Here is a 19,162-nt window from a genome sequence, read left to right as displayed (position 1 = left end):
TGTGATGCCAGCCACACTAAGCGGTTGACTGTTAACAGTCAACCCCCGGCCGGCAGCGATGTTGACTGTTGACAATGGGTGTGGGCGGGGTCACACTGAGTGACCTAACGCACTGTTGACCGTCAACAGTGAGGTCGATTGCCCTGGTGGGACCGAATTGAGAGGATGAGCCCATGAGCGATGACGCTCTGGAGATGCGGGGTCCGGTGCGCGGCACCAAGGACGCCAGACGGGTCGCGATCGGTTCCGGCGTCGGCGCCGTCATCGAAACCTACGACTTCATCGGCTTCGGCACGGCCGCGGCCCTGTACTTCGGCACCGCCTTCTTTCCTGGTGCCAGTCCGGTCGCCGGCACCCTGGCGGCGTTCGCCACCCTCGGCGTCGGCTTCGCCGCCCGTCCGCTGGGCGGAATCATCGGCGGACACCTCGGCGACAAGGTCGGCCGCAAGCCGGTCCTGGTGGCGTCGCTCATTCTGATGGGCCTGGCCACCTTCGCCATCGGTCTGCTGCCCACCTACGAATCGGTCGGCATCGTCGCGCCGATCCTGCTGGTCACCGTCCGCATCGTCCAGGGCCTCGCGTTCGGCGCCGAATGGGGTGGCGCCATCCTCATGAGCTACGAGCACGCCCCCTGGAAGCAGAAGGGGCGCTACACCGGAATCGTGCAGGCCGGCTTCCCCGTCGGGCTGCTGCTGGCCAACCTCGTCTTCCTCGTCAGCGTGCACCTCGGCGGCGACTGGGCCTGGCGGGTGCCCTTCCTGGCGAGCATCTTCCTGGTCATCGTCGGCTTGATCATCCGGGCCAGGGTGCCGGAGTCGCCGGTCTTCGAAGAAGTCAAGGACAAGGGCGACATCGTGAGGTCGCCGATCGTCGAGGTCGTCAAGACGGACTGGCGAAACATCGTGCGCGGCATAGGTCTTCGCATCGCCGAGACCGCCGGCTACGCGGTGTCCATCACCTACATGATCTCCTACCTCAAGGGTGCGCAGCTGGCGACCAAGACCGAGACGTTGCTGGCGCTGTGCGTCGCCTCGGCACTCGGCATCGTCGCGACCATGGCCTGGGCCAGGCTGACCGACAAGATCGGAAGGCGGCCGGTCTACCTGTGGGTCACCGCGTTCGGCATCCCGTTCGGCGTCATCATGTTCATGCTGGTGAACACCGGCCTCGTGATCCTGATCGTCGCGACCTTCGTGATCGCCTACGGGGTGTGCCAGAACGCCCTGGCCGGCGCCCAGGGCGCGTGGTTCCCCGAGCTGTTCAACGCCAACACCCGTGCGTCGGGAGCCTCACTGGCATACCAGATCTCGGCCATGGTCTCCGGCTTCACGCCGTTCATCACCACCCTGCTCTTCGAGTGGATCGGCTGGATGGGCCCGGCGCTGCTGTTCAGCGGTTACATGGCCATCGGGCTGGTGGCTGCCGTCACCACCCGGGAGACGTGGGGACCGCGCGAACGTCGGCTGGCCGACAAGGCCACCTCTGAGTCGCACGAGCTGGCCGCCTGATGCGCCGCCAGACCGTCGAAGCCGCCGCGTACCGGGCCAGGCACCATGCCCTCGACATGGGCGAAGCGCAGGGGCAGGCCTACGTCGGGCAGGCCCTCGGCGCCGCCGACATGTTCGCCTGCGTGTACGCCGACCAGCTGCGGTACCGCGCCGACGACCCGCACTGGGCCGAACGTGACCGGTTCCTGCTGTCCACCGGCCATTACGCGATCGGGTTGTACGCCGCGCTCGCCGAGGCAGGCATCGTCGACGTTGGCGAGCTCGAGACCTACGGCAGTGACGACTCCAGATTGCCGATGTCCGGAATGGCAAGCTACACACCGGGAATGGAGATCTCCGGCGGTTCGCTCGGGCACGGGCTCACCGTCGCCGTCGGGATGGCCCTCGGACTGCGTCATCAGGGTTCGGCGTCGCGGGTGATCAACTTCCTGTCCGACGGCGAGCTCGACGAGGGCTCCACGTGGGAGGCGGCGATGGGGGCCAGCCATCATCGACTCGGTCACCTGGTCGCCATGGTCGACGTCAACGCCCTGCAGGCCGACGGCCCCACCGCCGGGGTGTTGCGCACCGAACCGGTGGGCGACAAGTGGGCCGCCTGCGGGTGGTTCACCCAACGCGTCGACGGCAACGACGTCGGGGCGCTTCTCGACGCGTTCGACGCGGTCGCGGAACGGTCGACGCCGACCGGTCAGCCCGCAGTCATCGTGTGCGACACCAGGGTTGGCCGCGGTGTGCCACTGCTGGAGAACAGGGAGAAGGCGCACTTCATGCGCATCGACGCCGACGAGTGGCAGGTCTGCCGTGAGCAGCTGACCCTCGGCTACGAAGGAGTACCCGCATGACCGCCCACGCCCCACTGCGGACCTCGGCGATGATCGCCTCGTTCGCCGAGCCCGGCCAACGCACCACCTCGGCGCCGTTCGGGCATGCCCTGGTCGCCGCGGCTCGCGCCGACGAGCGCATCGTCGGCCTGACCGCCGACCTCGGCAAGTACACCGACATGCACGTCTTCGCCCAGGCCATGCCGGACCGCTACTTTCAGATGGGGATGGCCGAGCAGCTGCTCTTCGGCGCCGCCGCGGGAATGGCCGAGACGGGCCTGATTCCGTTCGCGTCGACCTACTCCGTGTTCGCCACCCGGAGGGCCTACGACTTCATCTGCCTCGACATCGCCGAGCCGGGACTCAACGTCAACGTCGTCGGCGGGCTCCCCGGACTCACCACGGGGTACGGGCCGTCGCATCAGGCCACCGAGGACATGGCCATATTCCGCGGCATCCCCGGGTTGACGATCGTCGACCCCTGCGACTCGGTGGACATCGAGCAGGCCGTTCCGCAACTCGCGGAGACCCCCGGGCCCAGCTACCTGCGGCTGCTGCGCGGTCACGTGCCCACGGTGCTCGACGAGTACGACTACACCTTCGAACTCGGCAAGGCCAAGGTCGTGCGTCCCGGGGCCGACGTGGTCTTCGTCTCCAGCGGGTTGATGACGATGCGCGCGCTGCTCGCCGCCGAGGAGCTCGCCGCCCATCACGTGGACGCCGCGGTCGTGCACACGCCCACCATCAAGCCCTTCGACGAGGACACGGTGTTACGCGAGATCGACACCGACCGCCTGGCCGTGACGCTGGAGAACCACACCGTCGTCGGCGGCTTGTTCGAGACCGTCGCGTCGGCCGTGGTGCGCCGCGGGCTCGGCAAGCAGGTGACGCCGATCGCGCTGCCCGACGAGTTCCTTGCCGCGGGCGCACTGCCCACCCTGCACGACCGGTACGGCCTGTCGACGCGCCGGATCGTCGCCTCGGTCCTGGGCCGGCTGTAGCATCGATGTCGACATTCAGATGTCGACACTCGAGGGGCGGCGAATGACGGTGGAACCCGGCTTCCTGCGCCTGGAGAAGACCAGCCTGCGCGAGCAAGCGCTCTCGGCGCTGCGCAAGGCCATCACCACCGGTCAGATCAAGCCCGGCACGCATCTGGTCGAAACGGAGCTCTCCGAGGCGCTTCAGATCAGCCGCGGGACGTTGCGGGAGGCCATGCGACAACTCCAGCAGGAGGGCCTGATCTCCGCGGGGGCACGGGGCAGGTTGTCGGTCCGGCACCTCGACACCAAGGAGATCCGGGACATCTTCGGCGTGCGCGCCGCGTTGGAGGCCTTGGCCGCAAGCGAATTGGCGTCCCGACCCGACCGGGCCGACGTCGTCGCGAACCTCCGCGCCGCCGTCGAGGACATGGACCGCTGGGCGGCCTCCAACCTCGAGGACCGCATCGAGGCCGATCTGCGCTTCCACAGAATGATGTGTCAGCTCAGCGGCAACGAAACGCTGATGCACTCCTGGTCCTCGTTGGAGGGCAGCATCCGGATGTCGATCATGTACGCCGGGGTCGAGCGTGCGCTGAAGAACATGGACGCCAAACGCCACCTCGAGATCGTCGACGCGATCGAGTCGGGCGACGGCACCGCCGCGGCCGACGCGGTGCGCGAGCACATGGCGGGGGCCGCGTCGGTACTCGTCGACGGCGCTGCCTGACGGCGCACGCCGCCCGGTCGACCGACTGAAACGGAGGACGATCTCAGCGCACCGGTTCCCCATCGGCGTCGGTCACGCCGGCCATCGTCAGGATCGTCTGCAGCGTGGTCCGCAAGGGGCGGACGTCGCGATGAACTTGGGCGAGCAGTAGTCCGCCCTGCAGCGCTGCCAGCATGGTGACCGCGAGGTCGTCGGGATCGACGTCGGCAGCCAGGCGTCCCTGGTCGTGCAGGGCACGCAATCCCTCCTGAATCGCGGTGGCCCAGCGGCCGAATCCTGCGGCGACGAGCGCGCGTGCCTCCGGGTCGTACTCGGCCAGCTGGCTTCCCAACGCCCCCAGCGGGCAGCCGCCCTGGCCGTGGATGGCATCGGCGTGTGCGACGACCAGATCGCGCCACGCCGCGAGGTTTTCGGCGGTCCCGAGGTTGGCCTGTGCGGTGTTGTTCACCAGTGTGTCGGCTTGGTGCTCGACGACCGCGTTGACCAGCTGCTCCTTGTCGGCGAAGTAGTGGTAGAGCTGTGAGCTGCTGACTTCCGCGGCGAGTTTGACGTCTTCGAGCGTGGTGGCGGTCACGCCGCGCTCCCAGATCAATCGAGCCGCCACGTGGATGATGCGTGCGCGCGTCCGTTGCCCCTTGGGGGTCCACCTGACCGGGCCGTTCTTCGTGCTCGTCACCGCGTCACCCCAAGACCGTTTTGGTATTGATAATCCATTTTTGCTGCAGAACAGTGGATCGCATGATCCATTACACGGTACTCAGGCCACCCGCTCGGTTCCACGCACGCGGCCACGACGTGGGTGCGGCATGACCGACGGGCCGATCGTCGTCACAGGTGCCACCGGCAACGTCGGGCGTCCCCTGGTCGCTCTCCTCGTCGACGCCGGAGTCGAGGTTCGCGCAGTCACCCGCACCCCGGCGGGGGCCCACCTGCCCGACGGCGTGCAGGTCACCGATTCCGTCCGCGAGGCGCTGCGGGGAGCGTCGGCGGTCTTTCTCAATTCCCGTGCGCTCGCCGCGGATCTGGCGCAGGTGATCACGGACGCCAGGGACGCAGGAAGTGTCACCCGGCTCGTCGCGCTGTCGGCGGCCAATGCCGACGACGACGTCGCACGGCAGCCCTCGCGTTTTCGCGGTGACCGAAACAAGGAAGTCGAGCAGCTGGCAGTCGATTCGGGGCTCGCGTGGGTCAGCTTGCGGCCTGCGGTGTTCGCCTCGACGTCTGCGGACATGTGGTCGGCCCAGTTACGTGCCGGCGACGTGGTCAGCGGCCCCTTCGCCTGCGCGTCGTTCGCGCCAATCGTCGACGCCGACATCTCCGCCGTTGCCGTTCAGGCCATCCTTGGCGGGCACCTCGACGGCCGGCGAATTCCGCTGACCGGGCCGGAGGCGTTCACCGTGGCCGAGCAGGTCGCCGTCATCGGCGACGCCTTGGGCCGTGCGCTGCGCTACCAGGAAGTCGACCCCGCACTGGTACGCGACCGCCTCGTCGCCGCCGGGGCGGCACCGGAATTTGCCGACGCCTACATCGCTCTGCAGGCCGCCGCCGCGACACAACCCGCGGTCGTCACCAGGGACGTCGAGGAGATCTTGGGCCGGCCAGCCACCCCGTACGCCCGGTGGGTGGACGCACACCGCGAACTCTTCAGCAACCAGCCACGTCTCACGGAAAGGGACCAACCGTGAGATCTTCGGACAAGAACCTGTTCGTCACCGCGACGTCCGGGGTCGACCTTCATCGACTCTGTTATTCCATGACTTGGATCTGATCAATACCCAGAAGATCATCAGATGTGCAACGACGACCGTGGGAGCGTAAAAGGTATAGATGAAATAGGCGGGACCGAGGTTGAAACTGGGAAGATTTGTCTGCACGACACCTCGCAATGTATTCAACAGGTCAATGAATCCCCACGCGCTGAACACCCACACCAGCGGAATGGCGAAACGCCACCCGCCGCGCAGTGCGAAGATGGAAGCCAGGGCCAGCGCCGCCGCCAAGAGATCACCGTATGCAGCAGCGGAAAGTGCCTCTCTGGGCAGCTTCGGATCGACCATGCCCGTAACCAACAAGACCATTCCCACATAGCGGAAAACGTGCACGAAGATCAGTGGAATGAGAGCAGAATCAAGGGGTAGTTTAGTTAGTTTCGGCCATACGTACCACGTGGCGACGAGGGCGCAGACGACACAACTCAAAAGTAGCTGCAGCCAGAAGATCATGGTGTTATTCATCGCGGGGTCGTGCCCTTCATATCGATGACTTCCCAGTCCTTGACGGTCGCCAGCGGCCCGAACAGGTCGGCGGGCAGGTCCGCTGAAAGCGGCTGTCCCGTACGCACGCGATGTGGCCAATCGCGGTTGGCCAGAGCGGGTTTGGCCAGGGCGACGACGTCGGCTGCACCGGAGTCGATGATGGCGGCGGCGTCGTGTGGGTCGTCGAGGTGGCCGTTGGCGATGATCGACAGGCGGCTGTACTGCTTGGCCAGCTTCGACAATGGCTTGACGGTGTTGTCGAAAGCCGGTGCCAACGCGCGGTACTCGGTGGTGTGAATGTAGTCGATCCCGGTGTCGGCCAGAGCGGTGAAGATTTCGGCGGCGTCGTCTTCGCCTCCGGCCCAACGATGTTCGTTGTCGGAGACCTTGCCCTGAGAAATCCGGATACCGACGGCGATGTCGGCTCCGACAGCGGCTACGACGTCACCGCAGACCTCGGTCGCCAGCCGGACCCGGTTGGCGACGCCACCGCCGTATCCATCGGTGCGGGTGTTGAGGTAGTCGGTGAGGAAGGCGTCGAGCAGGTATCCGTTGGCGCCGTGGATCTCCACGCCGTCGAACCCGGCGTCGCGGGCCATGCGGGCGGCGGTGACGAACGCGGCCCGGACCTGCGTGATGTGTTCAGCGGTCATCGCTTTGGGAATCTGATACGGGCCGGACCCGCGGTACATCGCCAGCTGCTCGCCTTTGGGTCTCACGGCTGAGGGTCCCCAGGTGGTGGTGGTGTGCGGGTTGCCTTGTGACTGGCTGCCGGCATGCATCAACTGGGCGAAGAACTTCGACCCGGCCCCGTGGACACCGTCGACGACTCGAGCCCAGGCCGCGGCGTGGTCGGGGTTGGCGATGCCGGGTTGGAAGAAGTAGCCCTGGCTGGTCTTGTCATCGACGTAGAGGCCCTCGGTGATCAACAAGCCAAAGCCACCGTCGGCGAATACCCGGTAATAGGCGCCGATTCGATCGGCGGGCACGCCATCTGCCGCCGCACTGACTCGGGTCATCGGCGCCAGGGCGATGCGGTTGCGCAGTTCCACGTCACCGATGAACGTCGGGCTGAAGAGAGTGTCGTGATGGTCGTGGCGCGACCCGGATTTTGTCATTGTGCGTCCGGATGTGCGGAGACGTATTCGACGAAGCCGGCGACGTCGTCGGGAACGAGCCGTCCGATCGCCCCGCTCGAATACACGGCCAGGCATACCGTCCCGTCCGGTGCCAGGATGACCCCGGTCGACTGCAGATAGTGCGGATCGTCGTGGACGTAGGCACCGATCGCGGCGGCGATCTGGTCGGCGTCCGCGCCGTATCCGACCGGAAAGTTCAGCTTGCGCTTGGCAACCAGTTCCGCAGCAGTGTCCTCGTCGTCGACGGAGAGGGCGACGACCTTGACGTTGAGCTTGCTCAGGATGTCGAGTGCGCGCGAGAACGAGCCGAGTTGCGCGTGGCAATAGGGGCACCAGGACCCGCGATAGATCAAGATGACTCCATAGGAGCCGGCGAGGTCGCCCGGCAGGCTGATCGTGCCGCCCCCCACGGCGGGAACGGTGAGCGGGGGGAACGGTTGGCCATTGTCGAGGCGCGACATGGAGGTCCTTTCATCGTGATTCGTCGACGGACGGGCATCTCGCCGAGTCTGTCGGCTACGTCTGCAATCGGCCGAATCCCCTTGCGGTCTCGGCTTGTCCATGGATCTGGCGGCCATTGCCTCGGCAGGCTTGGTAGAGATTCACGACCGCCAACGACATGACGAACAGCGGGATGAATGGGGGTTTGACCCCGAGGGGCAGGACGTTCGCCGGAACCTCCGGCTGTACGTGCACATAGGTCGCAACTCCCATGTTGACCACGAGCCCAGCCGACGCGACGAACACGATCGGGCGATAGAGATGGGGAATCTCGCGCCTGAAGCTGGCCGGCAACAGTAGGCCCAAGCCGATGGCCAATTCGCCAACCTTGCCCAGGGGGATGCTGAGTCGCGGCATGCCACTTTCGGTGATCTGAGCCTCGAACATGGTGCGAAACGGCTCGAAGTACTTCAAGAACCCGAACATGAACATGAACACGCCGAGGAACATCGAGTTGTTTCTCAATGTCGTGTTGTCTTGCGGGCGATTCACGGGTTCCTCCCAGTTGGTCGGTGACGCTTCAGCGTGGAGTCGACGTCCCTCCGGGCAAGTCGCCGACCACACGTGGGAGATCATGCTGGCGGAAAAGTGGACCGACAATTCCAATTCGGATACTGTCCGTCCGTGGCGTCAAAGGGAAGTGGTTCTCCGCCGCGGCTGACGGCTCGCGGAGCGGTCACCAAGGCTCGCATCGTGGCTGAAGCTACGTCTCTGGTCCGTGAGCGTGGCGTGGCGGGAACGAGCCTCGACGCGGTGATGAATGCCAGTGATACGAGCAGGTCGCAGCTCTATCACTACTTCGCCGACAAGGACGCCCTCATCGGCGAGGTCATCAAGACTCAGCTCGGGCGGATCATCGCGGCGCAGGAGCCACGCCTACGTGAGGTGACGTCCTGGAGCGGTCTGCAGCGTTGGTGCGATCATCTCGTCGCCGCCACCCGCACGACACAGGGTATCGGCGGTTGCCCCCTCGGCTCCCTCGTCAGCGAGCTTGCCGACCGATCCGACTCCGCGCGCCTCGAGCTCGCGCGGTCGTTCGCCGAGTGGCAGTCCTATCTGTCCACTGGCTTTGCGGGCATGCGGGACGACGGCGAACTCAGCCCCGACGCCGACCCGGACGAACTCGCGTTGACGATGATGAGCGCACTGCAGGGCGGACTGCTCATGGCGCAGACCACCCGCAGCGCCCGTCCCCTCGAACTGGCCCTCAACATGGCACTTGGGCACATCGCCGGATACCGGACCATCCCGGCGCCCAAGTAGAGAAGTCGAGGAATCGCAGTCACACTCGACGGCCTACGGCGGCGTAGAGCGCCGCTCCGACCAGCAGGACCGCCATCCCGGTGAGTACCGACGTCACCGGCAGCGTGACCGCCAGCACCAGACACCCGACGAGGCCTGCGACCGGAATGAGCTTGGCGCCCAACGTGAATGCCGAGGCGTTGGCGATTGCGTAGTAGACCAGCACGGCGAACGACGAGAAGCCGATCGCGCCCCGCAGGTCCAGCACGCCGGCGAGCACGGCGACGACGGCTCCGACGACCAGCTCCGCGCGGTACGGCGTCTCGAACCGCGGATGCACGACCGCCAGCGCCGGCGGGAGGTGGCGATCGCGGGCCATGGCCAGCGCGGTGCGCGACACGCCGAGGATCAGGGCCAGCAGCGAACCGAGCGCGGCGATCGTCGCGCCGACCCGCACGACCGGCGTCAGCCCGGGGTGTCCCGCGGCAGTCACCGCGTCGGCCAGCGGTGCCGTTGCAGAAGCCATTGCCGCACTTCCCAATTCGGCCAGCACGGCGCTCGCGATCGCCGCGTAGACCACCAGCACGAGGGCCAGGGCGATGCGGATCGCGCGCGGGATCGTCGTCGTCGGGTCGCGCACTTCCTCGGCCAGCGTGGCGATCCGCGCATACCCGGCGAAGGCGAAGAAGCACAGGCCGGCCGCCTGCAGCACGCCGAGCACGCTCGCGTCGTGCAGCGCCAGGTGCGAGACGTCGGCGCCACCCGAGGTGGCGATCGCGACGACGACCGCGGCCAGCACCGCGAGGACGACGGCGACGATGATCTTGGTGAGCCACGCCGACTTCTGCACCCCGACGGTGTTGATTGCGGTCAAGAAGACCACGGCGGCAACCGCCACCGTGTGCGCGTGGGCGGGCCAGGCGTAGACACCGACGGTGAGTGCCATTGCCGCGCACGACGCGGTCTTGCCGACGACGAAGCTCCACCCGGCGAGGTAGCCCCAGAATGGGCCGAGCCGCTCCCGGCCGTAGACGTAGGTGCCGCCCGACTGCGGGTAGAGCACGGCGAGCCGGGCCGAGGACGTGGCGTTGCAGTAGGCGACGACGGCGGCGACGGCCAGTCCGATCAGCAGCGCCGAACCCGCGGCCGCGGCGGCGGGTGCGAGCGCGACGAAGACACCCGCACCCAGCATCGAGCCGAGTCCGATGGTGACCGCGTCCGCGGTGCCGAGGGTGCGGCGCAGGGCAGGCGGTTCTGGCGCGGCCACGCGTGACAGCGTAGAGCGCTCAGGCGGGATAGGCCGACGTGAGGCGGCTGGCCTCCGGCTTGGAGAAGACGTCGTTGAGCGTCACCGTGCGCAGGCGGCGATCGTGGATGATGTCGACCAGTTCGTGGTAGACACCCGTCACCGGCGGGTGGTTGAGGTGGCCGATGACGATCTTTTGCGGCACGTAGTACTGGTCGGCGTTGGCGACGATGTCCCGGGGCGCCAGGATCTGGTCGTCGCCGATGTTGCCGTCCCACAACGCGGTCTGGGTGTAGCCCAGGTCGGCGGCCACCGACTGGACCAGGTCGTTGTAGGCGCCGTAGGGCGGCCGGTAGTAGGGCGTGGCGTCCACGCCGAAGGTGTCGCGGATGAACTGGTCGGTGTGCCGCAATTCGTCGGCGATCCGGCTGCCGGTCAGCTTCGTCAGGTCGGGGTGCACCCAGGTGTGGTTGCCCAACTGAATCTGACCCGAGTCGACCAGCGGCTGCAGCAGGTCGCGGTTGTCGGCCCACGACGAGAACACCCCGGTGACGAACATCGTCAGCCGGATGCCGGTGTCCTTGGCGAGCTGGGCGTACGCCCGCACCACCCCGGTGTCGACGCCGTCGTCGAGCGTGAGCGACAACAGATCGCCGGGTCCCGGCAGCGCGCTCAGCACGCCCCCGCCGGGCAGGGGAATCCGCGCCTGCGGCGGTGGGGCGGGCAGGAGTTCGGGCCAGGCGGGCGGCTCAGGAAGCGCCGCTGGCGGTGCGGACGCGGGCGGCTGGGCGGCGTGGCTGGACGCGTCCGCGCCACAGCGCACCAGGGCGATGCCGGCGGCCGAGGCGATGGCGCCCGCGAGCAGGTTGCGCCGGGACAGCATTGTCCCATTGGTCACTCTGGTCACTCTGGTCACATCGGGCACAGTCAGAAGGTTAGCTGCCTAGTGGCCGATAGCCGGGGAAGCTGGGCTGGCAGTCGACTGAGCGCCGGTGCTAGCGGTGACCGATCACTGGTTGCGGATGACGTTCACCGCCAGGTAGCCGCCGTAGCCGAGCAGTCCGATCAACGCGAGCTTGCGGGTCTGCGGAATGGCCACGCCGAGGCCCAGCGCCGTCTCGAGCCCGCCGTTGATCTTCAGGAAGCGCGCCGTGTCGGTGGGAAACGCCGTCTTGGTGATGCCCTCGAACAGTTCCGGCCGGACGAAGTGCGCCACGCCGGTGCCGGCCAAGGCCAAGCCTGCGAACGTGGCTGACTTCGAACTCTTCTCCTGCGGCACGAATGGATCCTCTCGTCAGGCAATCTGGTAGTCGGTCAACGGAAACTCGGATGCTTCCTTGATCGCCGCTTCGGTCGACGACGGACGCAGCAGGGTGGGCTCACCCGCGGGGTTGAAGTAGTACGAATGGGCGCTGCCACAGTTGCCGTTGGTGAACAGCGAGTCGCCCAGCAGCTCGGTCATCCGGTTGAGGAACGCGGTGTTGGCTTCCTCGGTCACCTCGAAGGTCGTCGCACCGCGCCGCTTCACCTCGGTCAGCAGCCGGTCCATCAACTGCATCTGGTATTCCATGGTGTTGAAGAAGTTCAGTCCGAGGAACGCATACGGGCTCGCAAGACTCAGGTAGTTCGGGAAGTACGGCATCGACACCCCCTGATACGCCTGGAACCTGGTGTCGCGCCACCACTTTCCCAGATCGCGCCCGTCACGTCCGATGACCTCGATGGCGGGGAAGTTCGCCTCCCACAGGTCGAATCCCGTCGCGAGCACCAGGGTGTCGACCACGTTCTTGGTGCCGTCCTTGCCCACGATGCCGTCGGCGACGATGTGGTCGATGCCGGCGTCCTGCAGGTGCACGTGCGGTTTGGTGAACGCGCGGTAGTACCCGTTGGAGAACGTGGGCCGCTTGCAGCCGAAGTCGTAGTCCGGCGTCAGCCGTCGGCGCAGATCGGGATCGCGGATCACCGCGAAGCGATGCATGCGGGACAGGTCGGCGGCCGAGATGTTGAACCGGCCGCGGAACGTGCGGTAGTGCCGCACCCCGACCGACACCATCACCTCGTAGATCGAGGAGGTCAGCCAGCGAAGGACGCGTTGCGTCATGGGGATTCGCGCGAACATCCGCTTCGCACGCTCGCTGAAGCGCACGTCGATCTTGGGCACCACCCAGATCGGGGTGCGTTGATAGACCACGAGGTCGGCGGCCTGCTTGGCGAGTTCGGGGATCAGCTGCACCGCGGTGGCGCCGGTGCCGATCACCGCGATGCGACGGCCCGCGGGATCGAAGTCGTCCTCCCACTGGGTGGTGTGGACGACCTTGCCGGCGAAGTCGGCGATGCCCGGGATGTCGGGCACCGCGGGCTGGGACAGGAATCCCGTCGCGGTGATGAGATAGCGGGCCGTCATCGTGCCGCCGCCGGCCAGGGCGATCCGCCAGTGGCTGGCGTCCTCGTCCCAGCGCGCACCCTCGACGGTGGTGTTGAAGCGCATGTACCTGCGGACGTCGTACTTGTCGGCGACGTCGTCGGCGTACTGCTTGATCTCCGGGCCCGGGGTGAACAGGCGCGACCAGTTCGGGTTGGGCTCGAAGAAGTACGAATACGTCGTCGTGGGCACGTCCACGGCCAGGCCGGGGTAGTGGTTGACGTACCAGGTGCCGCCGAGGTCGTCCTCGCGATCCAGGATGACGAAGTCGTCGACGCCGTTGCGCTTGAGCTGGATGGCTGCGCCGATTCCCGCGAACCCGGCCCCGACGATGACCGCGTCGAAGTGCTCCGAAGTCATGGCAAGACGGTACCTCAGGTACCGGGAGGTCCGGTTCGGCCGTCAGCCCTTGAGCGATCCGGTGCGCTTGTCCTCGGTGGTGGCGATGCAGACGATCGCCCGGTCGCCCTGGCCCCACGTCTCGGCCGTGGGGTAGAGGACGAACACGCCGACCGAGGAGTCCTGCATGGCGTCCGGGGAGTAGGACTCCAATTCGGCGGGGCACTTGTTCTGCCACTCGGTGATCGTGGCTTCGCCGGGGTAGGCGCCGTCGGGCATGTTCAGCACCGCATAGGCCTCGCCGGCGTGCGGCTGGCTGCAGTCGGTCTTCGGAACCAGCTGGACCAACGAGGCGTCGGGGATCTCGGTGAGGCAGTCGCCGACGGCCAGGTCGGTCGCGACCACCTTGTCCTTCGTGACGACCAGGAAGAACACCGCGGCCCCCACCACACATGCGGCGAGCAGGAAGGCGCCCACCGAGAGCCCGATGATGAGGCCCTTGCGCGACTTCTTCTTCGGCGGCGGCGGGTACGGATACCCGGCCGGCGGCTGACCGTATTGCCCCGGCGGACCGTAGGGCCCCTGCTGATACGGCAGGGGTGGCGGCGGCGGGTACTGCGCACCCGGGTGCTGGTAGGCAGGTGGCTGGTTCGGGTCTCCCGACGGCCAGGTCATCACCGGAAGATAGCAGGATCAGGGCCGCAGTGACCGGACTGCGGCGTCGACGGCCAACGCGGGAACATCGAGCGTCTTGGAGCCCAGATCGTGGCGGGCGCCGGTCACCTCGACGACCTCGGTGGGACCCGAGACCAGGGCGGCCGCGGACCTCACTTCGTCGATGGTGCCGAAGGGGTCGGAGGTGCCGTGGGTGAACACGGTGGGAACCGTGATCCGGGGGAGGTGCTCGGTGCGGGCGCGTTCTGGCTTGCCCGGCGGATGCAGCGGATAGGAGAACAGCGTCAGGACGTCGACCGCGAGACCGTCGGCGACCGCCACCGACGTCATCCGGCCACCATAGGAGTGACCGCCGACGAGCACCGGCCCGGAGGTCAGGGAGCGGGCCAGCGCCACCGCGTGGACGACGCCCGCCTGGTCGGCGGCGGCCGAACCCGACGGCGGCCCCTTCGGACGGCGCCTGCGGTAGGGCAGGTCGTAGCGCACGGCCAGCCACCCGCGGCTCGCCCACTCGTCGCACAGCTTGACCAACATCGGCGATTCGCGGTTGCCGCCCGCGCCGTGGGTCAGCAGGACGATGCCGGTCGCCTCCTCGGCGGGCGCGTGGGCCACGCCCGCGATCGCGTCAAACTCCATCGGCCAACCGGAACAGGGGCGACACCGGGCCGTGGCCGGCGCCCAACGGATAGGCGCCGCGCAGACATTCGGTGACCCACGCCTTGCCGAAGGCCACCGCCTCGGGCATCGAACGGCCGTGCGCCAACGCCGACGCCGTCGCGGCCGCGAGCGTGTCTCCGGCGCCGTGGTCGTGGACCGTGTCGATGCGCTCGGCGACGAACTCGTGGAACTCCGTGCCGTCGAACAGCAGATCGGTGCTGCGCGTGGACGAACGCAGGTGACCGCCCTTCACCAGGGACCACGCCGGACCCATCGCGTGCAGCGCGCGGGCGGCGTCGCGCTGCGTCGCCTCGTCGACGACGTCGATCCCGGTGATCAGGCTGACCTCGTCGAGGTTCGGGGTGACCAGCGCGGCCAACGGGAACAACTCGACGCGCATCGCGTCCAGCGCCGAGGGGTGCAGCAGCGGGTCACCGTGCATGGAGGCGCACACCGGATCCACGACCAGCGGCGGCGCCAGACCCTCGGCGGACAGGTCGCGCCACGTGGCGGCGATGGCGCCGATGATCTCCGAGGACGCCAGCATGCCCGTCTTCGCGGCCTGGATGCCGATGTCCTCGGCGACGGCCCGGATCTGCCCGGCGACGACGTCGACCGGGATTTCGTGAAAAGCCCTGACGCCCAACGAGTTCTGCACGGTCACCGCGGGCACCGACACGCACCCGTGCACGCCGAGCAGGGCAAACGTTCGCAGGTCGGCCTGAATACCCGCGCCGCCACCGGAATCGGTGCCTGCGATGGTCATCACGCGCAGCGGGGTCTGCCCCGGCGGGGTGAGCGGTAGGTAGTTCACGTGCTCAAGGGTAGATAGACGCGGTTGCCACCCTCGGCGACATGGCTCATCTCAACACTCCCTACGCCGGCATTACCCGGTCAGGTTCATACGGTCGACGGCGCGCTAGCCGTCCTCTCAGCGCACTTGCGTGCACTCCCGCGCGGACGGAAGCGAACGTACCCCAGCGTCCGGTCGGCGCGCGAGGGGGAACGGGAATAGGAATTGCCACGAGATGTTTTGTATAGCTAACATATGTGTTTTGGGCAGCGTGGCCCGCGATGCTCCGATTGCCGATACGTGAAGCGAAGCCGATGACGACTGAGATGACGAAGACCGACGAAGCCCTCGCCGACACCGCCAAACGTCGGCGCCGGATGGACCACGACCACCCGCACTACAAGTGGGTCGTGTTGTCCAACACCACACTTGGCACGTTGCTGGCAACGATCAACGCGTCGATCGTGCTGATCTCGCTGCCCGCGATCTTCCGCGGCATCGGGCTCAACCCGCTGGCCCCCGGCAACGTCAGCTACCTGCTGTGGATGCTGATGGGCTACCTGGTGGTCACCGCCGTCCTGGTGGTCCCCTTCGGTCGGCTCGGCGACATGTTGGGCCGGGTCAGGATCTACAACTGGGGCTTCGTCGTGTTCACGGCCGCCGCGGTCGCGTTGTCGTTCGACCCGTTCCACCTTGGCGGTGGCGCCCTGTGGCTGATCGGCTGGCGCGTCGTCCAAGGCGTCGGCGGCGCGATGTTGATGGCGTCGTCGTCGGCCATCCTCACCGACGCGTTCCCCGCCAACCAGCGCGGCATGGCGCTCGGCGTCAACATGGTCTCGGCCGTCGCCGGCTCGTTCCTGGGCCTGCTGATCGGCGGCTTCCTGTCCGAATGGCACTGGAAGGCCATCTTCTGGGTCGGCGTGCCGATCGGCATCGCCGGCACTATCTGGAGCGTCCGGTCGCTGCGCGAGCTGGGCGCCCGCACCCCGGGCAAGCTGGACTGGCCCGGCACGTTGACCTTCGGGCTCGGGCTGACGGTGCTTCTTGCAGGCATCACCTACGGCATCCAGCCCTACGGTGACGCCACGACCGGCTGGACCAACCCGATGGTGCTGGGCGCCATCGGCATTGGCCTACTCCTGCTGGTGGCGTTTTGCCTCATCGAACTGCACGTCGACTCACCGATGGTGGACGTTCGGCTGTTCAAGTCCGCGTCGTTCGGCATGGGCAACCTCGCCGGGCTGATGTCGTCGATGGGCCGCGGCGGTCTGCAGTTCATGCTCATCATCTGGCTGCAGGGCATCTGGCTTCCGCTGCACGGCTACAGCTTCGAGTCCACCCCGCTGTGGGCGGGCATCTACCTGCTGCCCATCACCGTCGGCTTCCTGGTCGCCGGGCCGCTCGCGGGCTCCCTGTCGGACCGCTTCGGTGCCCGGCCGTTCACCGTCGGCGGCATGCTTCTGATGGCGGCGACGTTCATCGCACTGGTGCTCATCCCCGTCAACTTCGACTACTGGGTGTTCGCCCTCCTGGTATTCCTCAACGGTCTGGGCGGCGGCATCTTCACGGCGCCCAACACCGCGGCAATCATGTCGAGCGTGCCCGCCGCCCAGCGCGGCGCGGCATCGGGAGTGCGCGCGACGTTCTTCAACGCGGGCTCGTCGCTGTCGATCGGCGTCTTCTTCTCGCTGATGATCGTCGGCCTGGCCCACACCCTGCCCTCGGCGATGAGCACCGGCCTTCAGGCCCAAGGGGTTTCGGCCTCGGTCGCGAACGACGTGGCCAACCTGCCCCCGGTGGGCAGCCTGTTCGCGGCCTTCCTGGGCTACAACCCGATGGGCGAGTTGCTCGGACCCTCGGGCGCGTTAACCCAGCCCGGCGTCAACGCCGACCTGCTGACCGGCAAGACGTTCTTCCCGCAACTCATCACCGAACCGTTCCACTCCGGGCTGAGCGTGGTGTTCATCGCCGCCGCGGTGATGATGCTGCTCGGTGCGGCGGCGTCGCTGTTCAACCCGGGCCGCTACGGCTCCGAGGCGGGCGCCGACAACGTCGCGTGAGGTGAGTTGTCGCCCGCGGGTGTGACCCCGGGCACATTGGGGGTATGTGACCCCCATGACGACCAGCGACACCCGACCGCCCGAGGTCCGCGCCCAGTCCCGACGGCACGCCGAGGACGCCAGGCGGAAGGTGGCCGAGAGGCGAGCCGACTCCGGCGACGGGGTGGCCGGCTGGATCGCCGAGCGAGCGTCGGAGTGGGACCTGTCCGGCCAGGACGAGACGACCATGCAGCGCCAGAAGTTCCTGTGGAACGCTCTCGTCGACTACTGGTTCCGGATGGAGATGGACGGCTGGGAGAACCTGCCGGAGTCCCCGGTGCTGCTGGTGGGCATCCACTCGGGTGCACCGTTCGTCTGGGACGCCTGGACCGTGGGGGTTCAGTGGTGGCGCCGTTTCGGTCAGGAGCGCCCGTTGCACGGCACCGCCCACGACGCGTTGATGGCCATCCCGGTGATCGGCCCGTACTTCCGAGCGATGGGCGTGCTGCCCGCAGCGCCGGACTCGATCGCCACCGCGCTCGCCGAGGGCCGCGACGTGGCCCTGTGGCCCGGCGGCGAGGTCGACTCGCTGCGGCCGTGGCAGGAGCGCGACGTCGCGAACCTGGCCGGCCGCACGGGCTTCGTCAAGATGGCCATCCGCGCCGGGGTTCCGATCGTGCCGATCGCCACGGTCGGCGGCGCCGACGCCATGCCGGTCCTGATCCGCGGAGATCGGCTGTCGAAGGCGTTGCGACTCGACAAGTTGTTGCGGCTCAAGGTCTTTCCGCTGGCGATATCCCTGCCCTGGGGCATCGCTCCGGCGGCACTGCCGCAGCTCCCGCTGCCCGCGAAGATCAGGACCCGTTTCATGCCGGCCGTCGAGATCGACGCCGATCCGGCCCGAGCCGACGACGACGCCTACGTCGACCAGAAGTACGACGAGGTGCAGCGGAGCATCCAGCGCGGGATGGACGCATTGGCGCGCAAGCGAGCGCTTCCGCTGTTCGGCTGAACTTCTAGGAGAGATCCACGAAGACCGGCGCGTGGTCACTCGGCGCGGGCGTGCCCTTCTTGCCGGGTTTGCGTTCGTCGCGGGCGATCTCGGCATGCGTCACCCGGGCGGCCAGCGCCGCCGACCCGAGGATGAAGTCGATGCGCATGCCCTGGCGCTTGGGGAACCTCAGCTGCGTGTAGTCCCAGTACGTGAAGTTGCCCGGCGGCGGCGCGAACGGCCGGACCACGTCGGCGAACTGGGCCTCGATGGCCCGGAACGCCGCCCGCTCCGGCTCGGTGACGTGGGTGCTGCCCTTGAAGACCTCGACGTCCCACACGTCGTCGTCGGTCGGCGCGATGTTCCAGTCGCCGACCAATGCGATCGGCGCGGCGGGAGCGGCGGCCAGCCAGCCGGCGGCGGTGTTCTGCAGCGCCGCAAGCCATTCCAGCTTGTAGGTGTAGTGCGGGTCCTCGACGGTGCGGCCGTTGGGCACGTAGAGACTCCAGACCCGCACCCCGCCGCACGTGGCGCCGATCGCCCTGGCCTCGTCGGCCTCGTTGAACGCGGGCTGGCCCGCGAAGCCGAGCTCGACGTCGTCGAGCCCCACCCGGGAGGCGATCGCCACGCCGTTCCACTGGTTGTGCCCGACGTGCGCCACCTCGTAGCCCAGCGCGGCGAAGGGCATGGTCGGGAACTGCGCGTCGGTGCACTTGGTCTCCTGCATCGCCAGCACGTCGACGTCGGCGCGTTCCAGCCAGCTGGTCACCCGATCGATGCGGGAGCGGATCGAGTTGACGTTCCAGGTGGCCAGTCGCACGCGG

Annotated in this window: 21 protein-coding genes and 1 riboswitch; of the genes, 8 read left to right on the top strand and 13 right to left on the bottom strand. The window is 67.6% G+C overall.

Going from position 1 to position 19,162, the window contains the following annotated elements:
• Positions 1-173: 173 nt before the first annotated feature.
• The 4 genes from H7J06_RS05100 to H7J06_RS05085 are packed head-to-tail and all read left to right on the top strand — an operon-like array spanning position 174 to position 4,039.
• A complete protein-coding gene (locus H7J06_RS05100) occupies positions 174-1,508 on the top strand; it encodes an MFS transporter (RefSeq protein ID WP_264037527.1) in 1,335 nt (444 codons plus the stop codon).
• On the top strand, positions 1,508-2,350 hold the full coding sequence (locus tag H7J06_RS05095) for a transketolase (protein ID WP_264037526.1): 843 nt from the start codon (positions 1,508-1,510) through the stop codon (positions 2,348-2,350). The genes H7J06_RS05100 and H7J06_RS05095 overlap by 1 nt, the downstream gene beginning before the upstream one ends.
• Positions 2,347-3,330 (top strand): transketolase family protein, encoded by a 984-nt coding sequence (locus H7J06_RS05090; protein WP_264037525.1) that lies wholly within the window; start codon positions 2,347-2,349, stop codon positions 3,328-3,330. The genes H7J06_RS05095 and H7J06_RS05090 overlap by 4 nt, the downstream gene beginning before the upstream one ends.
• Before the next feature lie 43 nt (positions 3,331-3,373).
• Complete coding sequence (locus tag H7J06_RS05085) at positions 3,374-4,039, top strand: GntR family transcriptional regulator (protein WP_264037524.1); 666 nt, start codon at positions 3,374-3,376, stop codon at positions 4,037-4,039.
• Between the two features lie 43 nt (positions 4,040-4,082).
• On the opposite strand, the gene H7J06_RS05080 is transcribed toward H7J06_RS05085, so the two are convergent.
• Positions 4,083-4,715, bottom strand: coding sequence for a TetR/AcrR family transcriptional regulator (locus H7J06_RS05080; RefSeq protein ID WP_264037523.1), 633 nt, complete (start codon positions 4,713-4,715; stop codon positions 4,083-4,085).
• Between the two features lie 130 nt (positions 4,716-4,845).
• Here H7J06_RS05080 and H7J06_RS05075 point away from each other — a divergent pair, with 130 nt between their 5' ends.
• Entirely contained in the window at positions 4,846-5,724 is an 879-nt protein-coding gene (locus H7J06_RS05075; protein ID WP_264037522.1) for an NAD(P)H-binding protein, read from the top strand.
• Positions 5,725-5,748: 24 nt separating this feature from the next.
• Here H7J06_RS05075 and H7J06_RS05070 read toward each other — a convergent pair whose 3' ends face one another.
• From H7J06_RS05070 to H7J06_RS05055, 4 genes are read right to left on the bottom strand one after another with little or no spacing between them, the layout of a single operon-like run.
• Positions 5,749-6,261 (bottom strand): DUF8737 domain-containing protein, encoded by a 513-nt coding sequence (locus tag H7J06_RS05070; RefSeq protein WP_264037520.1) that lies wholly within the window; start codon positions 6,259-6,261, stop codon positions 5,749-5,751.
• 8 nt (positions 6,262-6,269) lie between these two features.
• Entirely contained in the window at positions 6,270-7,412 is a 1,143-nt protein-coding gene (locus H7J06_RS05065; protein ID WP_264037519.1) for an oxidoreductase, read from the bottom strand.
• A complete protein-coding gene (locus H7J06_RS05060; protein ID WP_264037518.1) occupies positions 7,409-7,894 on the bottom strand; it encodes a peroxiredoxin family protein in 486 nt (161 codons plus the stop codon). The genes H7J06_RS05065 and H7J06_RS05060 overlap by 4 nt, the downstream gene beginning before the upstream one ends.
• A gap of 55 nt (positions 7,895-7,949) precedes the next feature.
• Positions 7,950-8,426, bottom strand: a complete 477-nt coding sequence (locus tag H7J06_RS05055; protein WP_264037517.1) for a DoxX family protein — start codon at positions 8,424-8,426, stop codon at positions 7,950-7,952.
• A gap of 132 nt (positions 8,427-8,558) precedes the next feature.
• Between H7J06_RS05055 and H7J06_RS05050 the strand changes: the two genes are divergently transcribed.
• Entirely contained in the window at positions 8,559-9,197 is a 639-nt protein-coding gene (locus H7J06_RS05050) for a TetR/AcrR family transcriptional regulator (protein WP_264037516.1), read from the top strand.
• A gap of 19 nt (positions 9,198-9,216) precedes the next feature.
• On the opposite strand, the gene H7J06_RS05045 is transcribed toward H7J06_RS05050, so the two are convergent.
• The 7 genes from H7J06_RS05045 to thiD form a co-directional block, all read right to left on the bottom strand.
• A complete protein-coding gene (locus H7J06_RS05045; RefSeq protein WP_264037515.1) occupies positions 9,217-10,443 on the bottom strand; it encodes an APC family permease in 1,227 nt (408 codons plus the stop codon).
• Between the two features lie 19 nt (positions 10,444-10,462).
• Positions 10,463-11,302 carry a polysaccharide deacetylase family protein gene (locus tag H7J06_RS05040; protein WP_372515240.1) on the bottom strand — a complete coding sequence of 280 codons (840 nt, stop codon included), beginning with the start codon at positions 11,300-11,302 and terminating at the stop codon, positions 10,463-10,465.
• Between the two features lie 129 nt (positions 11,303-11,431).
• Positions 11,432-11,701, bottom strand: coding sequence for a DoxX-related protein (locus tag H7J06_RS05035; protein WP_264037514.1), 270 nt, complete (start codon positions 11,699-11,701; stop codon positions 11,432-11,434).
• 15 nt (positions 11,702-11,716) lie between these two features.
• Complete coding sequence (locus H7J06_RS05030; protein WP_264037512.1) at positions 11,717-13,204, bottom strand: flavin-containing monooxygenase; 1,488 nt, start codon at positions 13,202-13,204, stop codon at positions 11,717-11,719.
• 42 nt (positions 13,205-13,246) lie between these two features.
• Complete coding sequence (locus H7J06_RS05025) at positions 13,247-13,858, bottom strand: septum formation family protein (RefSeq protein WP_264037511.1); 612 nt, start codon at positions 13,856-13,858, stop codon at positions 13,247-13,249.
• Positions 13,859-13,876: 18 nt separating this feature from the next.
• Entirely contained in the window at positions 13,877-14,494 is a 618-nt protein-coding gene (locus tag H7J06_RS05020) for an alpha/beta hydrolase family protein (RefSeq protein ID WP_264037510.1), read from the bottom strand.
• Positions 14,484-15,329 carry a bifunctional hydroxymethylpyrimidine kinase/phosphomethylpyrimidine kinase gene (gene thiD, locus H7J06_RS05015; protein WP_264037509.1) on the bottom strand — a complete coding sequence of 282 codons (846 nt, stop codon included), beginning with the start codon at positions 15,327-15,329 and terminating at the stop codon, positions 14,484-14,486. Before thiD ends, H7J06_RS05020 begins: the two co-directional genes overlap by 11 nt.
• 41 nt (positions 15,330-15,370) lie before the next feature.
• Positions 15,371-15,481, bottom strand: a riboswitch (TPP riboswitch).
• A gap of 141 nt (positions 15,482-15,622) precedes the next feature.
• On the opposite strand from thiD, the gene H7J06_RS05010 reads away from it, so the two are divergent.
• Together H7J06_RS05010 and H7J06_RS05005 are read left to right on the top strand one after the other, a co-directional pair.
• Positions 15,623-17,368, top strand: a complete 1,746-nt coding sequence (locus tag H7J06_RS05010; RefSeq protein ID WP_372515234.1) for an MFS transporter — start codon at positions 15,623-15,625, stop codon at positions 17,366-17,368.
• A 55-nt stretch (positions 17,369-17,423) separates the two neighbouring features.
• A complete protein-coding gene (locus H7J06_RS05005) occupies positions 17,424-18,359 on the top strand; it encodes a lysophospholipid acyltransferase family protein (RefSeq protein WP_264037508.1) in 936 nt (311 codons plus the stop codon).
• 4 nt (positions 18,360-18,363) lie between these two features.
• Here the strand turns inward: H7J06_RS05005 and H7J06_RS05000 are convergent, their stop codons facing one another.
• Positions 18,364-19,158: an exodeoxyribonuclease III gene (locus tag H7J06_RS05000; RefSeq protein WP_264037507.1), complete on the bottom strand. Its 795-nt coding sequence runs from the start codon at positions 19,156-19,158 to the stop codon at positions 18,364-18,366.
• Positions 19,159-19,162 lie beyond the last annotated feature (4 nt).

It is taken from the genome of Mycolicibacterium hodleri (genome assembly GCF_025822245.1).
Taxonomy (GTDB): domain Bacteria; phylum Actinomycetota; class Actinomycetes; order Mycobacteriales; family Mycobacteriaceae; genus Mycobacterium; species Mycobacterium hodleri.
This window is presented reverse-complemented; position numbering and strand designations above follow the sequence as displayed.

Excerpts from the sequence above, each read along its gene's own strand:
- H7J06_RS05090 (WP_264037525.1), top strand. The coding sequence starts at position 2,347 with ATGACCGCCCACGCCCCACTGCGGACCTCGGCGATGATCGCCTCGTTC.
- H7J06_RS05030 (WP_264037512.1), bottom strand. The coding sequence starts at position 13,204 with ATGACTTCGGAGCACTTCGACGCGGTCATCGTCGGGGCCGGGTTCGCG.
- H7J06_RS05070 (WP_264037520.1), bottom strand. The coding sequence starts at position 6,261 with ATGATCTTCTGGCTGCAGCTACTTTTGAGTTGTGTCGTCTGCGCCCTC.
- H7J06_RS05065 (WP_264037519.1), bottom strand. The coding sequence starts at position 7,412 with ATGACAAAATCCGGGTCGCGCCACGACCATCACGACACTCTCTTCAGC.
- H7J06_RS05075 (WP_264037522.1), top strand. The coding sequence starts at position 4,846 with ATGACCGACGGGCCGATCGTCGTCACAGGTGCCACCGGCAACGTCGGG.
- H7J06_RS05010 (WP_372515234.1), top strand. The coding sequence starts at position 15,623 with ATGACGACTGAGATGACGAAGACCGACGAAGCCCTCGCCGACACCGCC.
- H7J06_RS05060 (WP_264037518.1), bottom strand. The coding sequence starts at position 7,894 with ATGTCGCGCCTCGACAATGGCCAACCGTTCCCCCCGCTCACCGTTCCC.
- H7J06_RS05005 (WP_264037508.1), top strand. The coding sequence starts at position 17,424 with ATGACGACCAGCGACACCCGACCGCCCGAGGTCCGCGCCCAGTCCCGA.
- H7J06_RS05025 (WP_264037511.1), bottom strand. The coding sequence starts at position 13,858 with ATGACCTGGCCGTCGGGAGACCCGAACCAGCCACCTGCCTACCAGCAC.
- H7J06_RS05095 (WP_264037526.1), top strand. The coding sequence starts at position 1,508 with ATGCGCCGCCAGACCGTCGAAGCCGCCGCGTACCGGGCCAGGCACCAT.
- H7J06_RS05085 (WP_264037524.1), top strand. The coding sequence starts at position 3,374 with ATGACGGTGGAACCCGGCTTCCTGCGCCTGGAGAAGACCAGCCTGCGC.
- H7J06_RS05020 (WP_264037510.1), bottom strand. The coding sequence starts at position 14,494 with ATGGAGTTTGACGCGATCGCGGGCGTGGCCCACGCGCCCGCCGAGGAG.
- H7J06_RS05100 (WP_264037527.1), top strand. The coding sequence starts at position 174 with ATGAGCGATGACGCTCTGGAGATGCGGGGTCCGGTGCGCGGCACCAAG.